Genomic DNA, 15779 nt, shown 5'->3' on the forward strand with positions numbered 1-15779 from the left:
AACATCATTGTATATTTAACTGCCCTGGATTTAATCTATAACCGACACCCCAAACTGTTTCTATAAATAGAGCACGGTGGTGCTGTTCAAACTTACTGCGAAGGCGATTAATATGGGAGTTAACGGTATGCTCGTAACCACTGTGTTGGTACCCCCAAACTTGATCAAGTAGCTGCTGGCGACTGAAAACATGGTTAGGGTGCTTTGCAAAGTGTACCAGTAAATCAAACTCTGTCGCGGTTAAGTTGACGGCTTGATTTGCTAAGTAAGCTTGATGACTCGAAAACTCTATGTGTAAGGCTCCGAGTTGAAGTTGTGCTTCATCGGGTTTCTTTTTTATGGAAGATTGAGCTATAAGTAGTTGCTCTCGGTGGCGCAATTGAGTTTTTACTCTCGCTTGTAATTCTCTTGCAAAGAATGGTTTACATATATAGTCATCTGCACCCATTTCTAAACCAATAACTCTATCCATGTCACTGCTCAAAGCGGTAAGTAAAATAACCGATACCGTGGGGTAGTGCTCTTTAATCTTGCGGCATAAACTTAAGCCATCCATTTGCGGTAAGTTTATATCTAATATAACAAGTCCATAATCATTGCTTGCTAGTTTTTTTAATGCTGATTCAGCAGAATCGGCTTCATCAATATGTAAATTTAGGTTGCTAAGTTGAGTTATTACAAGTTGACGTATAGCACGGTCATCTTCAACAATTAAAAGTTTTTCTGGGCGCATAGTCTTGTCCTAATCGCTAAGGCACTTCCTTATGCCCTTAGCGCAAGTGAGTGCTATGTTATTGCGTCCGCGTAATGACAACTTGAGTCAATGGGTTATCAAACTTATGTTGACTGCTAAGTACTGAGCTACTTAGACCATCATGTTGACTAACGACACCTGGGTGCATAGCCACATAGTTAACATCATCACGCTCCTCATTAAACCCTTCGCCTGAATCAGCTGGTCCAGGGATTGTCCCTGCGGCTTCTGAATTAGCCTCTGTTCCAGCATCATAAGCAAATGTAGTAAAAGTAAGCGCTTCATCGACAGCTAACGAAGACACATCTATTGCATTAAGACCGGTAAATGCATCATTTGTATTCACCAGCATAGTTGCTAAGCTTATTTTTAATGAATCTAGTTGCTCTGTTGAGAGTGATAATGTTACCTGACTTCCTGGCGGAAGAGGTGCATCGGCAGATGCAACTGCGGTTGCAAAGTCAACCGCTAATAGGTCGCTGTTGTTTCCTCCTTCAGCCATTACCTCAAGTGCTGTCGATGCAGGGCTACCTATTTCCCAAAGCATGTTTTCGGTATGAGAAATCACAGCAATTGGTGATAATGGTTGTGCGGCAGTTAAGTTACTTACTTGTATTGTAAATTCGTATGTAACGACTGGACTAACAACGGGAGGTGACACGACTTCAGGCGGAGTCTCTGAGCGATTATTATTTGAGTCACCACAGGCCGCGAGGCTGGCGCCAAAAGCAATGATGATCAAGCTTTTTGTTAAACGAAGCATAATAGCTCTCCTACTTAACCGTTACTGTCAATTTAGCAACTGGGTTTAACCATCTGTGTACTGTGTTATCAAGGTCACTAATACCTGCTTCAAGATCATCATCACCTAAGTTACCAGGGTGAATATGTACCATTGTGTTGCTTTCACTGCTTGTGACACCACTACCGCCAGTGCCTGCATTTCCGCCTGGTGCGGCAGGAATACCGGGAACGCCCAAAGCCCCTGAGCCTTCAACAACGCGTTCATCATTTGCTTCAGTGCCTGCATCATAGCCATTTAAGTAAATAGTGTAAGTACCTGCTTCGGTAGGTATTTTCCAGCTATTCAAGCCGACAAAACCATCATTTGTTGGCAACAACATGGCTGTTAGAGATAAGTAGTCGTTACCTTCAGTTGTTGTTAGGCTTGCCATTGTCGATGCGGCCGGAGCAAGTAACCCTTCAGCTGGGTTGGCAACCATATCGCTATTTGCGGCTGTTGCCTCATCAACAAGAGGTGCAATGTTGCCACCTTCAGCCATTGTTTGTAGCGCTGTAGATGCTGGTGTTGCGACTTCAAAAAGTGATGCATCACTGCTGTGGGCTGTAATCAGAATAGGTGTAAAATGCACACCTTGAGTGAGATTTGTTAGTTTGATATCTAGCTCAGCAGCTTGGCTCGTGAAGCTAGAAATTGCTGTTGCAGCAAGCAAAGTTAAAGTTTTCATTATTTGTTCCTGTTTTTGACTGTTCAAAAACAGTATCAAATAGCAATATCATAAAAGCCTCACGAAGTTATCACTTTTTTATCACAGTAACGAGGTGGGGTGAAAACAGCGGGTTAAATCAACTCATGGTATATTAACTAGGCAAATATAACGCTATAGTGAAGATGAGAAAAAATAACAAGGAGTCATAATGGACGATAATCAAAAGGTTGAAGTTATAACGGATAATAAGGATCATCGAACGTGGGCAATGCTATGTCATTTAAGCTCATTTGCTGGATTATTAATTCCTTTCGGATCTGTCATCGGGCCACTTATTGTGTGGCTTGCTAAAAAGGATGAAATGCCGTTAGTGGCTGAGCATGGCCGTAAGTCATTAAATTTTCAGCTAACGATGATGATTGCATATATCATTAGTTTCTTGTTGATGTTTGTTGTTATCGGCGTCATTTTATTACCTGTCATCGCAATTTTCGCGTTTATTATGGTTGTTGTATCGGCAATCAAAGCCAATGATGGTAAAGAAGTGGATTATCCGCTGAGCATCGAATTTATAAAATAAAACTGAGAAAATTAGATATACTAGAAAAGCTCAGCAGTGTTGCTGAGCTTTTCTTTTTTTGGGTATGTATGGCCTATCTTTCGCTTTTTTTTACTGCATTTATTTCAGCAACTTTGTTACCTAGTTCATCAGAGTTGGTAATGACGGCAATGATTGCCAAAGGGAGCTACTCTCTTTGGTTACTATGGCTTAGTGCAACACTCGGTAATGTGCTTGGTAGTTGTGTTAATTATTGGCTTGGCACACAGGTCATGCGTTTTAAAGATCGTAAATGGTTTCCGGTCTCTAAAAAGTCCATTGAAAAAGCTGAAAAACAATTCAATAAATACGGTATTTACAGTCTATTGTTTGCTTGGCTGCCAGTGGTGGGCGATCCACTTACTGTGGTCGGTGGAATTTTTCGCGTTAAGTTCTTAACTTTTCTGGTACTTGTCGCCCTTGGCAAAGGTGCACGTTATTTAGCTGTGCTTGCCTTTGCTGTTGGGCTTGAAAAGTTTTTTTAGTTTTTCTGCCAATCGAGAGTCAGCGATACTGAGTCCGCAAAACGCAGCGCATGTGGCTTATCAACACGGACTTTGGCGTAATGAACACTTTTATGCTGGTGGCAAATAGCTAAAATCTCGGCAACGAGCTTTTCTAGCAGTAAAAAGTGACCTTCTTCGACTAAAGCGATAACTTCTTTAGTAATGGTCTTGTAGTTAAGTGCTTTATCAACAGCGTCAGTTTCACAAGCTTGCTCGGCAGGGTAGTGAATTTCAAGGTTAATCACGACATCTTGCTTTTTTTCACGCTCTTCAGGGTTAAAGCCAATAAAGGTTCTTAGCCTGAGGTTGGTTACATTGATAATTGCATTGGCCATGATTACCCTCTAACTAACTGCAAAAACTCATTACGGGTTTTTGGATCGGCTCTAAAGCTGCCAAGCATAACTGAGGTGCGCATGCTTGAATTTTGTTTTTCAACACCGCGCATCATCATACACATATGTTTTGCTTCAACAATAACACCAACACCTTTTGCACCTGTGACCTCTTCAACAGCTTTTGCAATTTGATGAGTAAGCTGTTCCTGAATTTGGAAGCGTCGTGCAAACATATCGACAATACGAGCAAATTTAGATAAACCGAGTACTTTACCATCAGGAATGTAAGCAATGTGACAACGACCAACAAATGGCAGTAAGTGGTGTTCGCACATAGAGTAAAGCTCAATATCTTGGATTAATACCATGTCGTCAGCATCAGAGGTGAAGACGGCGTTATTGGTAATTTCATCAAGAGTTTGGCGATAACCTTTAGTTAGGTATTCCATCGCTTTTGCTGCGCGTTTCGGCGTATCAAGTAAGCCCTCTCGTTGAGGGTCTTCGCCTACTGCGCTAATTATGTCTTGATAGCTCTTTTTTAAATCATCGTGCATAGATTTCTCAGTAATACGTTATTTTAAATGTCTGCCACCATCGACAGGTAATGAACGTCCTGTGATGTAGTGGCTGTTAAGTAGTAGCTCGACGCTATTAATAATTTCTGTGCAGCCAGGTTCTATTTCCATTAAAGACTTTTTGATGGTTTTGGCTCGGTATTCTTCACTGTCATGATCATTAAAAATAATGAGTGATGGTGCAATTGCGTTCACTTTAATTGCCGGTGAAAATTTCGCTGAAAATGATTTAGTTAAGTTATCGAGTGCTGCTTTACTTGCTGCGTAGGCTAGGTGTTTAGGGCTGCCTTTTTCCACCACATAATCTGTCATGTGGATGATATCGGCAGCTTGACCTGTATTCTGTTGATAATGAAGCAATAGATCAGCTGCAGCTAGATTGATTAAGTAAGGGGTTTTAGCATGAATGCGCATCATATTATCGAACAGCGTCGCATAATCTTGGTTGTTGGCTTCACAGTCCCAACTCGACGCGTTATGAATAATTGCTTTTAGCTGATTAGTATGGCTTTTTAGTTGTTCAATAAAATGTGTAATTGCTGCATCACTATCAAAGTCAGCATGAATACACGTTGCTCCTTTACCTGCGAGGATATCAATAGCATCGTGGCGAGTGCGGTATGTGACTATGATTGCTTGTCCTTGCGCTAAAAAGTGCTCGGCCAAAGCGAGTCCAATACGTTGGCCTGCGCCAGTAATTAAAATAGGCGATGACATAAACTATGTATAAATCCTTAGATGTCTGTGTGTTAAGCTTTCTATTTAGTTTGTACTCTAGCCACTATAAACCAAATTACAGAACGATTTCATCTTTACTGCAATTATGTTGCAAAACTTTTTACGGGCAAAGTTTTCACACCGATCATTTATCATATTGAGAAAACGCCGGTAATACTAGGGAAGGTGCATCAGTGTAGCGAGGAAAAGAGGGCAATTTATTTGCTGATTGCTATAAATCGCCCTTCGATATTTTGAGCTTAAAGCTCGTCATAAATAGTGGGTATAGCTTGGCGCTTATGTTGGGTACGTAAGTAGATAGCGGTTAGTTTATCTTCTACTTCGCTTGTCACATCTTTGCCTTCTAAAAAGTCATCAATTTGTTCGTACGTTAGGCCTAGCGCCTCTTCATCTGTTAAACCTGGGCGATCGCACTCTAAATCAGCTGTTGGTGCTTTATGAACCAGTAAATCAGGCGCTCCTAACTGCTCTGCAAGGGCTCTTACTTGACGCTTCGAAAGACCAAATAAAGGGGCTAAATCACATGCGCCATCACCAAATTTAGTATAAAACCCCGTAATATTTTCAGCACTGTGGTCAGTGCCCACAACTAAACCTTGGCTAAAACCAGCAATTTCGTACTGTGCTACCATTCGCTGGCGTGCTTTCACATTGCCTTTAATAAAGTCAATTTTTGCTTGATCAGGAAGCTCAACGCCGCCACCGACCACAGCCGCCATCGCTTGTTCGTGCATCCCGTCAACCGCTGCTTTGATGTTTACGGTCATGCGCTTACTGGGGTTAATAAAATCAACGGCCATTTGTGCTTCGTCTTCATCTGCTTGTACACCGTAAGGTAGGCGCACCGCGATGAATTGGTATTCGTTGGTGTTGTGTTCTTGGTTTAATTCATCAATGGCTAATTGGCATAAACGACCACATGTTGATGAGTCAACACCACCACTAATACCTAATACAAGCGAACGTGAATGCGCAGCTAGAAGTCGGCTTTTTAGAAAGTTGACGCGGCGCGTAATTTCCGCCTTCACATCAATCGTGGGTTGGACTTTCATTTCTGCCAGAATATCGGCACGCATGGTTGAGCTCCTATTTTCGTTGTGGTTGTTCAGCGTCTTGTACATTATGTTACGAGCAACGCTTTTATTAAAGACCTAAATGCGCTTTTATCGCGTTAATTTGTTGCTTAAGTTCTTCGATTTCGGCACGCAATTGTTGAACTTCGCTGTCGCTGGCCTGTTCAGGCTCATGATCAACTATATCTTTTGCTAAGCTATCTGAGTCAACAAATAAGTGCATATAACGGCTTTCTCGTTTACCTGGTTCACGGGCTAAACGAGCAACATGTTCTTGTTCGATCAGGGCATCAAGGGCGATTTCAACTTCACTCACATTAGAGAACTCGGCGAGGCGATTACTACGGGTGCGTAACTCGCCTGGGGTCTGCGGCCCTCTTAGCAATAATAAGCAAATAATCGCACGCTGTTGCTCAGTAAACTGTAAGCTGCCAAACTGAGTATTGCAAAAGCGATGCGCGTATTTGTTTACTCGACCCGAAAGGCCTTCATCAACAGTGACTAAACGTAAATTGGTCAGTTCATCTATGATGTTTTGTACATCAGACTCGCTCAGCGATAAAACCGGTTCACGGTTTGACTTTTGATTGCAAGCGTTCGTTAATGCATTTAAAGAGAGAGGGTAGTGCTCAGGGGTTGTGATTTGCTTTTCAAGTAAGCAGCCAATAACGCGTTGTTGGTTTGATGATAAGTGCATTGTTTTACTCTCTGTGTTTATGCGGGCTTAGCCACATTTGTAATTTTTTATTTAAAGCATCAAAGTTAAGTGGTTTGGTTAAATAGTCATTCATGCCAGCACTGAGACAGCGTTCTTTATCGCCTTGCATTGCATTCGCGGTTAAGGCCACGATATTAACGTCTTGATGAGCCACACCCGCTTCTGAAGCTCTAATTGAGCGTGTTGCTTGATAACCGTCCATTTCAGGCATTTGGCAGTCCATTAATACAAGCTCGTAAGGAGTGTCTTCTCGCTTGCTCAAATATGAGATTGCTTCAAGGCCATTTTCTGCAATATCAAAGCTCACTCCGGCTTGTCTCAACAGGGCACTTGCCACCATTTGATTTACTTTATTATCTTCTACTAAAAGCACTTGCGACTCAGTGTCAGTGTTAACTTCTGCTATTTTTGCGTTTACCGGTTCTTTGTTCGTGTGCTGTTGCTCAATGTATTTTTCATTAGCAAGCGAGTTAAATAAGTCCGAAGGGGTGAGGGGTTTAAAAATAATACTCTCTACTTTTAACACATGTCTCGTTTGCTTTTCCGTTAAACTCATCGGTGCCATTAAAATACGTTTACAACGGCTTGCATTAAAGTGAGTTTGAAACGCTTTTTGTTGAACTTTAGAGGCTTTAGCGAATAGCGCGTAGTCGATAAAAATAGCATCAAAATGACAGCCAGTTGGTTGTTGTGCACGGGCAAGTAAGTCGTCAATATTATTAATAACTTCTACTTTAGCACCCCATAGCTGTAATTGTTTTTTAGCAATACCGCTGCTTAGCTTGCAGTTGTCAGCAATGAGGATCAATTTCTTGTCGATAATATGACTCGGCTCGGGTTGTTGTTGTGCATGGTCTAGTTTTACTTTTACAGTAAAATTAAAGGTGCTGCCTTCACCTAGCGCACTTACTACCCCAACATCTCCCTCCATTAGTTGACAGAGCTGCTTCACAATTGCAAGCCCAAGTCCTGTACCGCCATACTGACGAGTTGTTGATGCATCGGCTTGAGTAAAAGAGTCGAACAATGTGGCTTGTTTATCTGCTTTGATCCCAACCCCTGAATCAATGATGGAACAACACAAGAAGCTGTCGTTGTCTGCTTCTTCGTAGCTGGCTATGACGATTATTTCACCGTCGTTAGTAAACTTGACGGCATTTCCTAGTAGGTTATTGATAATTTGACGAATTCGATTTGGATCACTAATGATAAATTCATGTTTAATATTAGTGGCATCAAGAATCAGCTTGGTGTTGTTTTGTTCTGCTTTGATTGCAAAGGACTCAATGGTATCTCCCAGTAGTTTCGATACATTGAACGATACATTCTCTATGTCTAGTTTGCCGGCTTCGATTTTTGAGAAATCTAAAATATCATTAATGATATGCAGCAAAGATTCAGCCGATGACTGAGCAAGTGCAATGTGATGACTTTGTTGAACATCAAGCTTGCTTTGTTTAATTATATTAAGCATGCCAATCACGCCATTCATTGGGGTTCGGATTTCATGGCTCATACTGGCTAAAAATTCGCTTTTGGCTTTTACCGCTTGCTCCGCCGCTTCTTTTGCTTGGACAAGCTGCTGTTCGGTTTCAATTCGTCGTTGACTGGCGTGTAAACTGCCAATGAGTGCCGCCACCGCAATTAAAAAGCTTTCCTCATTTTTGCTCCACTTACGTCGGTTGTGACACATTTCTGCGCAAACCACCCCCATCGTTTTGCTACCTGTGGGAATGATAACAGTTAGCATCGAACGAATATCAAAGTGTTCTAGGTAATCAACAGATAAGTCTTTTGTAAGAGAATCACATTGTGCATCACTTGCGCTTATCACAGCATGATTATTTATGGCGTCAAAATAATTAGGGAAGTCGATTTGCTGTAGAGCAATAGATTCGCTGAATTGGGGGTTGCTTTGGTCGTGTATCGCAAACGTATTAAGTGATTGTCTATCATCACTGAAGAGCCAGATTCCTGCACGGTCAACACCAAGCGCATGGCAAATTGCTTGCACAATAATATGTTTTGATAGGTTGAGGTTACCTGTTAAAACCGCATCATTAACAGTTAAAGAGGCTAAAATTTCGTTGTGGAGGGCTATTTTGCTGTTTTCAAGTTCAACACGTTTACGGGCATCTATATCTTGTAAAGAGCCAAACAGTTTCACGCATCGTTTGTTGTGATGTTCGGCTTCGCCATTGACAAGAACCCAAACAGGATTGCCCTCATTCGTTAATATTTGTACTTGTGTTTCAAAGCTCTCGCCATTTTTAATCGCTTTCTCTGTTAGATGACGAATTTTGTCTCTGCTGTAGCCAGGTTTGAAGTAATTAAAATTACTGGGCCATTCTGGCTGGCTTGAAAGAGGTAATTTAAAAATCAATTTGGTCATTTCTGACCAATACACTGTTTTAGTTTCGAGATTAAAGGACCAAGCCCCTATTTTTGCTAAACCGCTCATGGTTTCGAGCATGCGCTCGTTTCTATATTGGCGTTCAAGCATTTTCAGTAAAAAAACAGATGCACCTGCGAATAAAGCACAAATTAGAATAATCGCTAGCCGTAATGGCCAAATAGAAGAATTAGCAGGCTGCCAGCCTTTTTTAGGTGTGGCGTACATTTGCCACTGACCGCCTGAGAATGAAATGCTAAAGCTAAGTGGGTTAGTCTCTAGAATTTGTTCATCACCATAAAAGAACTCGCCATCCAGCCCTTTGCCATTTCGTCCTTGCAGTGCAAGTTCATACTCATTACTAAGCGACGTGAGTCCAGCGTTTTTATACACTTTATTTATATCTAAAACGACAGATAACAGACCCCAAAATTGATTGTTTGGCTGGGTAAATACGGGCACTCTAGCAATGAGTGCTTGGCCGCCTTGTACCAGCTCTAGGGGACCCGCCATAACAATTTTATTCTCATCCCGTGCTTTTATGGCATCTGAGCGTTGGGCTTTATTTTTTAAAAAATTTAACCCAATTGCTTTTTCATTTCCCTCAAGGGGATGGGTCATTCTTATTATCATATCGGGTGCACCGCCGATGTTTCTGAGCTCAGAGGAAGTTTCAAATAGTGGTGCTGCTATTTGTGAAAAGCGGGCTTGGTTAAGATTCGGCTCTGCAGCAACAGCAACAGCAAGACCCCGTACGAGTTGAATATTTGATATCAGCGTTGATTCCAACTCAGCGCGATAAGTACTTATTTTCGCAAGTTCTTGTGAACGGTAGGCGTCTTTCTCTCGAGTATAATTGATATGGTCAATGACTAGACCGATTAGGATAATCAAACCTAAAGAAAGCCAGAAGGTGAGCTTTAGTTTTTTTAGCTTTTTATTATCATTTTCAGTAGCTAGTGGCATGAGAGGTATCGGTTTTTATACTATCTACCTACTATAGACAATTTCTGTCGTAAATAAAAATGAAGCACACAATCGTAAAACTAAATTTAATTATTTGTATCGAAACACTATTTTTTCATAAAACACTGGTTACTATAGGCCTATAACTCCTGCGGAAGCGTATTTAATATGTTTAAAATAATTAAATGGTTGTTGATGAGTCTACTCATCGTTGCGTTATTGGCTACGGGCCTTATTTATGGGGCGTTGAACTTAAGCTTGCCAGCGCTGGATGGCAAAGGAAAAAGTACAGCAATTGAACAGTCCGTTAAAATCGAACGAGATGTGCTTGGTCAAGCTGTGATTCATGCACAAAGTCGTTTAGATGCGGCATATGCGCTTGGCTTTGCTCATGGACAAGATCGCTTTTTCCAAATGGATTTATTGCGTCGAAATGCAGCCGGAGAGTTAAGTGAATTATTTGGCAAAGCCGCGCTGGAACTTGATAAAACAATGCGCTTTCATCAGTTGAGAAAACGAAGCCAAATTTTATTCGAGCAATTGCCTTCGTCAGATCGAGCACTATTGGCGACATATGCGAAAGGTGTGAATGAGGGACACGCGCAAACGGGCTTTGATAGTTTTGAATATTTACTAACAGCTGCTACAGCGAAACCATGGCAAAGTGAAGACAGCTTACTGACTATTTTTAGTATGTATTTAGATTTGCAAACAGCGACTTTTGAACGAGATAAAACCCTGATTCAAATAGAGCAAATATTTGGTAAAGAGATGGTTGCTTTTATTACGCAACCTAGCATGTATCAGGCTGCTCTCGATAATAGTCAGCTAGAACCTTACAATCACTCGATCCCTTCCTTATCAGCACCTTTGAGTATGATCACGCATATTGAAGATACGAAGGAGTTAGGCAGTAATAATTGGGCTGTTACGGGGGATTTAACGCAAACAGGTGCTGGGATGTTATCTGATGATATGCATTTGTCGTTTGCGGTGCCGATTATTTGGTATAGGGCGCAGTTGAATTATCCTTTAAATGGGCAGATGCAACAAATAACAGGTGTTTCGCTACCTGGTGCCCCTGCAATTGTGGTTGGCACGAACAATAAAGTCGCTTGGGGTTTTACCAATGGCTACTTGGATACAGCTGATTGGATTGCACTCGACGGGCACGACAAAACATGGCAGATAGATGAAGCGATTTTACTTAATGATGGTAGTAGTGAAAACTATGCACTGACCATGAGTGAGTATGGTCCAGTAAAAAATATTAACGGTAAGCCTTATGCACTAAGTTGGGTGGCACATCATGATTATGCGGTTAATATGGACCTAATAAAGCTTGAGCAAGCAAACAATGTTGATGATGCGTTAGCGCTTGCAGCTGATGTGGGTATTCCTGTACAAAATCTAATGGTTGTAGATGATAGTGGGAATGCTGCTTGGAAGAACATGGGGGCGATTCCTGCACGCAAAGTCCCTAGTGAACTTGCTGTCTCGGAGCAAAATTACCCTGTAGGGTGGCACGAAAATGAAACTGAGCGACCCTATGTTAAAAACCCTGCAAGTGGTCGACTTTGGACTGGGAACTCACGTGTTGTTTCGGCTGAAGATAATAAACGCTTTGGTAATGGTGCTTATGCGATGGGCGCACGTTCAGCTCAGATCCGCAACCGTTTATTTGAAAAGCAGCAATTCACAGAGAGTGATTTTTATCAGTTGCAGCATGATAATGAAGCTCGCTTTTTAACAAAATGGCATAACCTACTTGTAAAGCAACTTGAAAGTAGACCCGATGAGTATAAAGCTTATCTATCAGAGTTAAACAATTGGCAAGCATGTGCATGTGCAGATTCAATTGGTTATACGTTAGTGAAGTACTACCGTGATGAAGTGATTAATGGCCTCTTCAGCCCGCTGGAAAACGAACTGCAAACGTTTGATGGCAGCTTAAAGCACGTGAAGCGAGATCTTGAACCTGCTGTTTGGCAACTAATAAATACTCAACCGAAAGGTTGGCTAAATCCTGATTATGCTGATTGGTCTGAGCAAATGCGAGCAGCATTTGATCGTACCCTTGATAAGCTGACCACTCAATATGGACAGAACATGCAAAATTGGCAGTGGGGAAGCGTGAATGAACTCGTTATTGAGCACCCATTCGCAAAACAAATTCCCGTACTCAAAAAGTTGCTCAACATGCCAGCAGCTCCAGGGTTTGGTGATACCTTTATGCCAGCCGTACAAGGGCGTAGTTTTGGTGCCTCACAACGATTTATTGTACAGCCTGGGCACTTAGATAAGGCTATAATGGCAATTCCTGGCGGTCAGTCTGGGCATCCACTGTCTGAGTTTTATCGTGCGGGATTTGATGACTATGTTAGTGAAGGTCTCACCCCTCTAATGCCACAGAGCATTATGCATAGTATTACGATAGATGCGGTTAATTAACCGCATCAGTATCATCCAGTTGTAAACAGAATGCTTTTACAACCGTGGTAGTATTTCTTCCTGCATCTTTACTGTCATATAGCGCTGCATCAGCTTGCTGCAACATGCTCTCTAAAGATGCAAGCGGTTGCCATTCAATTAAGCCAAAACTCATTGTCACCGATAAGTTTGGCAGCTCTTGGTGAGCGTCTAGTGTCGCAATATGTTCACGCAAGGCCTCTATTTTTTGTAACCCGTGATGCTCATCGGTATTATCGAGTAAGAGCAAAAACTCCTCACCCCCCCAACGTACAGCTATATCTGTTTCATTTAAAAATTCACATATTGCTTGTGTAATATTAACTAAAATCGTATCGCCTTTGTCATGACCATAGGTATCATTGATTTGTTTAAAGTGATCGATATCAGCCATGACAAGGCACAAACTTTGTTCCGCTTCGATGCTTTTTCTGTATGTTGCTAAAATTAATTTTTTAGCAAAGCGGCGATTATAAAGTTTGGTGAGTGGATCTCGTGATGCCATTTCGGTTAATTCAATACGTTGTGAAAGCGTAATTTCTCTGATCAGCCCAATAGCGTAAACCATAGGCAAACCAGCAATGATAATATTTGTTAAATGTACATAAGGAATAAGCTGCGGGTAGGTATATTGATAAGGTACATCGTTGAAAAAGATGTATAGAAGAGCAAAGGTAGTGATCATCAATAAGCTGTATAGTGCAGCGCGTTTTAGTGATAATTGGTAGTCAATCATCAAAATACAGGAGATAGTCCATAAATAAAATTGAAACCCTAAATCGAGCCCTAATGTGGCGCATACCACTACAGCATGGATAAGCACTTCTAAACAAAATACTCTCAATGCTAAAGAGGTCAAGCCTTGTTTTATTAGAAAGATACCGCTGCCCCAAGCAACGACACTAAGAATATTGACTAAAGCTAAAGTAATAGCGCCCACATGGGCAAAAAGTGGAATGAGCAACGCATGCACTACCAGTGCGAAATATGCGATTTTAGAAATGATTAAAAACTTTACTTGTTCTATTTCTTCTAAACCTGACTGCTTTGATTGTTTTAGTAAATGTTTTATCAAATGAACCTCATACAAGCAGGCGTTTAAACACAAAGTATAGATGAAAATAGCCTTGCTGATGAATAAATCACCAATATCACCTTGAATCATTGATAAGTTTATTGTGAGTGGATTTAATTAAACGCATATTCATACGATGTTTATTATGCTGATACTTGGCATAGTGTGTAATTGATGCCACTCTAAAAAGAGCTATTTTAAAGGTGTTACCGTATAGTTTGCTTTGTGTTTCCTGTTATGCCCTAAAGGAGTATGTATGTCGGCTGAAAAAACGCATCTAGAGATTTGTAATTTAACCAAAGAGCAATATCCACAAATCAAAGTTCTGATGGATCAAGCGTACCCAGGCCTAGGTGGAGCGTGGCCAAGCCACACCATTTTTCGTTTAATCGATCAGTTCCCTGAAGGTCAAATCGGCATTGTTGATGACGGTGTGCTTGTGGGTATCGCCTTGAGTGTGCAAGTCGATTACGCACGTTTTTCTAACCCGCATACCTACGAAGATATTGTTGATGGTCACGACCGTGTTTTTAGCGACCCAGAAGGCGATGCACTTTATGGTTTAGATGTGGTTATATCATCAACTCACCGGGGTATGCGCTTAGGCCGACGCTTATACGATGCGCGCAAAGAATTATGCCGTCAGTATAACTTACGCGCTATTTTAGCGGGTGGGCGTATTCCACGTTATTACAATCATAGCTCTGAAATGTCACCCATGGAGTACATCGAAAAGGTTGATCATAAAGAGCTTTATGATCCAATTCTAAGTTTTCAACTTTCTAACGATTTCCAAGTAAAGCGCTTACTTAAAAAATACCTACCAGAAGATCAGGAGTCAGTGGGTTATGCCACTTTACTAGAGTGGAATAACATTATGTTTGAACCCACTGATACGGTACTTGAATCAACTAAATCTATAGTGCGTGTTGGTGCTGTACAGTGGCAAATGCGCTGCGTCGACTCAGTTGAGGAGTTACTTAAGCAAGTTGAGTATTTTGTTGATACGGTGTCTGACTATAAAAGCGACTTTATTTTATTTCCGGAATTTTTCAATGCGCCGTTAATGGGTTTAACCGAGCAGTGCACTCAAACGGAAGCCATTCGTTATTTAGCCGAATACACTGAAACGTTCCGTGATGCGATGTCGCGCATGGCAGTTGAATACAATGCCAATATTATTACCGGCTCAATGCCGCTCGCTGAAGATGACAAGATTTATAATGTCAGCTATTTGTGCCACCGTAGCGGTAAAATTGATGAGCAGCGCAAAATACATATCACGCCCCATGAGCAAAATGACTGGGTAATCCAAGGGGGTGACAAGATTGCCGTATTTGAAACGGATGCGGGTCGTGTCGGTATTCAAATTTGTTACGATGTAGAGTTCCCTGAACTGTCACGTATTCTCGCTAAGCAAGGGCTTGATATTTTATTTGTACCATTTTGGACGGATACTAAAAATAGCTACTTACGTGTTCGCCATTGTGCGCAAGCACGTGCAATCGAAAATGAGTGTTATGTTGTGATTGCAGGCTCGGTTGGTAACCTACCTGAGGTAGAGAGCTTAGACGTACAGTACTCGCAATCGGCAGTGCTTACCCCTTCTGATTTCTCATTCCCGCATGATGCGACCTTGAACGAAGCAACACCGAATACCGAAATGCTGTTATTCAGTGATTTAGATATGGATAAACTAAAAATTCTTCACAGTGAAGGCACGGTAAGAAACTTAAAAGATCGCCGTGAAGATTTATATGACGTGATCCTGAAAAAGCGAGATCAATAATGGCGTGGTTGTATTTAATTGTCGCAGGGTTGTTAGAAATAGGCTGGCCAGTCGGTCTTAAAATGTCTCAAGAATCAGAGAGTCGCTGGTTAGGCATTGCGATAGCCGTCGCCTTTATGGTCGCTAGTGGTTTTATGTTGTGGTTGGCGCAAAAGGATATTCCGATGGGGACATCCTATGCAGTATGGACAGGAATCGGTGCAGCGGGCACTTTCTTGGTCGGTATTTTATTTTATGGTGATGCTGCCACATTTGGCCGCATTGCCGGAGTACTGCTGATAATCAGTGGTGTGATAACCCTAAAAATTAGTCATTAAAAAAGCGGCTATGCCGCTTT

Annotated in this window: 15 protein-coding genes; 5 read left to right on the forward strand and 10 right to left on the reverse strand. The window is 41.5% G+C overall.

Annotation, left to right across the window (positions count from 1 at the left end; all coding sequences use genetic code 11):
- Window positions 1–4: 4 nt before the first annotated feature.
- From LY624_RS00420 to LY624_RS00430, 3 genes are read right to left on the reverse strand one after another with little or no spacing between them, the layout of a single operon-like run.
- Window positions 5–733 (reverse strand): response regulator transcription factor, encoded by a 729-nt coding sequence (locus LY624_RS00420; RefSeq protein WP_130150281.1) that lies wholly within the window; start codon window positions 731–733, stop codon window positions 5–7.
- Between the two features lie 58 nt (window positions 734–791).
- The gene (locus tag LY624_RS00425; RefSeq protein WP_130150283.1) at window positions 792–1517 is read right to left on the reverse strand and encodes a spondin domain-containing protein; all 726 of its coding nucleotides are present in this window, start codon (window positions 1515–1517) and stop codon (window positions 792–794) included.
- 10 nt (window positions 1518–1527) lie between these two features.
- Window positions 1528–2223, reverse strand: coding sequence for a spondin domain-containing protein (locus LY624_RS00430; RefSeq protein WP_341803633.1), 696 nt, complete (start codon window positions 2221–2223; stop codon window positions 1528–1530).
- 190 nt (window positions 2224–2413) lie between these two features.
- Between LY624_RS00430 and LY624_RS00435 the strand changes: the two genes are divergently transcribed.
- Both LY624_RS00435 and LY624_RS00440 read left to right on the forward strand, forming a co-directional pair.
- Entirely contained in the window at window positions 2414–2785 is a 372-nt protein-coding gene (locus LY624_RS00435) for a DUF4870 domain-containing protein (protein ID WP_062569457.1), read from the forward strand.
- Between the two features lie 68 nt (window positions 2786–2853).
- Window positions 2854–3288 (forward strand): YqaA family protein, encoded by a 435-nt coding sequence (locus LY624_RS00440; RefSeq protein WP_130150286.1) that lies wholly within the window; start codon window positions 2854–2856, stop codon window positions 3286–3288.
- Here LY624_RS00440 and folX read toward each other — a convergent pair.
- The 6 genes from folX to LY624_RS00470 form a co-directional block, all read right to left on the reverse strand.
- The gene (gene folX, locus LY624_RS00445) at window positions 3285–3644 is read right to left on the reverse strand and encodes a dihydroneopterin triphosphate 2'-epimerase (protein WP_062569459.1); all 360 of its coding nucleotides are present in this window, start codon (window positions 3642–3644) and stop codon (window positions 3285–3287) included. The two genes, LY624_RS00440 and folX, sit on opposite strands and share 4 nt — an antisense overlap.
- A gap of 2 nt (window positions 3645–3646) precedes the next feature.
- Window positions 3647–4201 carry a GTP cyclohydrolase I FolE gene (folE, locus tag LY624_RS00450; RefSeq protein WP_062569460.1) on the reverse strand — a complete coding sequence of 185 codons (555 nt, stop codon included), beginning with the start codon at window positions 4199–4201 and terminating at the stop codon, window positions 3647–3649.
- Window positions 4202–4219: 18 nt separating this feature from the next.
- Window positions 4220–4939, reverse strand: a complete 720-nt coding sequence (gene folM, locus LY624_RS00455) for a dihydromonapterin reductase (protein ID WP_130150288.1) — start codon at window positions 4937–4939, stop codon at window positions 4220–4222.
- 260 nt (window positions 4940–5199) lie between these two features.
- On the reverse strand, window positions 5200–6036 hold the full coding sequence (gene nadE / locus LY624_RS00460; protein WP_130150290.1) for an ammonia-dependent NAD(+) synthetase: 837 nt from the start codon (window positions 6034–6036) through the stop codon (window positions 5200–5202).
- Between the two features lie 67 nt (window positions 6037–6103).
- Window positions 6104–6730, reverse strand: coding sequence for a YceH family protein (locus LY624_RS00465; protein ID WP_130150292.1), 627 nt, complete (start codon window positions 6728–6730; stop codon window positions 6104–6106).
- 4 nt (window positions 6731–6734) lie between these two features.
- On the reverse strand, window positions 6735–10109 hold the full coding sequence (locus LY624_RS00470; RefSeq protein WP_130150294.1) for a response regulator: 3375 nt from the start codon (window positions 10107–10109) through the stop codon (window positions 6735–6737).
- A gap of 168 nt (window positions 10110–10277) precedes the next feature.
- Here LY624_RS00470 and LY624_RS00475 point away from each other — a divergent pair, with 168 nt between their 5' ends.
- The gene (locus LY624_RS00475) at window positions 10278–12560 is read left to right on the forward strand and encodes a penicillin acylase family protein (protein ID WP_130150296.1); all 2283 of its coding nucleotides are present in this window, start codon (window positions 10278–10280) and stop codon (window positions 12558–12560) included.
- Here the strand turns inward: LY624_RS00475 and LY624_RS00480 are convergent.
- Window positions 12553–13653, reverse strand: coding sequence for a GGDEF domain-containing protein (locus tag LY624_RS00480; protein WP_341803634.1), 1101 nt, complete (start codon window positions 13651–13653; stop codon window positions 12553–12555). The genes LY624_RS00475 and LY624_RS00480 overlap by 8 nt on opposite strands.
- Before the next feature lie 256 nt (window positions 13654–13909).
- On the opposite strand from LY624_RS00480, the gene LY624_RS00485 reads away from it, so the two are divergent.
- Window positions 13910–15442 (forward strand): carbon-nitrogen hydrolase family protein, encoded by a 1533-nt coding sequence (locus LY624_RS00485; RefSeq protein WP_341803635.1) that lies wholly within the window; start codon window positions 13910–13912, stop codon window positions 15440–15442.
- Window positions 15442–15759 (forward strand): DMT family transporter, encoded by a 318-nt coding sequence (locus tag LY624_RS00490; protein WP_130150301.1) that lies wholly within the window; start codon window positions 15442–15444, stop codon window positions 15757–15759. Before LY624_RS00485 ends, LY624_RS00490 begins: the two co-directional genes overlap by 1 nt.
- Window positions 15760–15779 lie beyond the last annotated feature (20 nt).

This window comes from Pseudoalteromonas sp. N1230-9 (assembly GCF_032716425.1).
GTDB lineage: Bacteria > Pseudomonadota > Gammaproteobacteria > Enterobacterales > Alteromonadaceae > Pseudoalteromonas.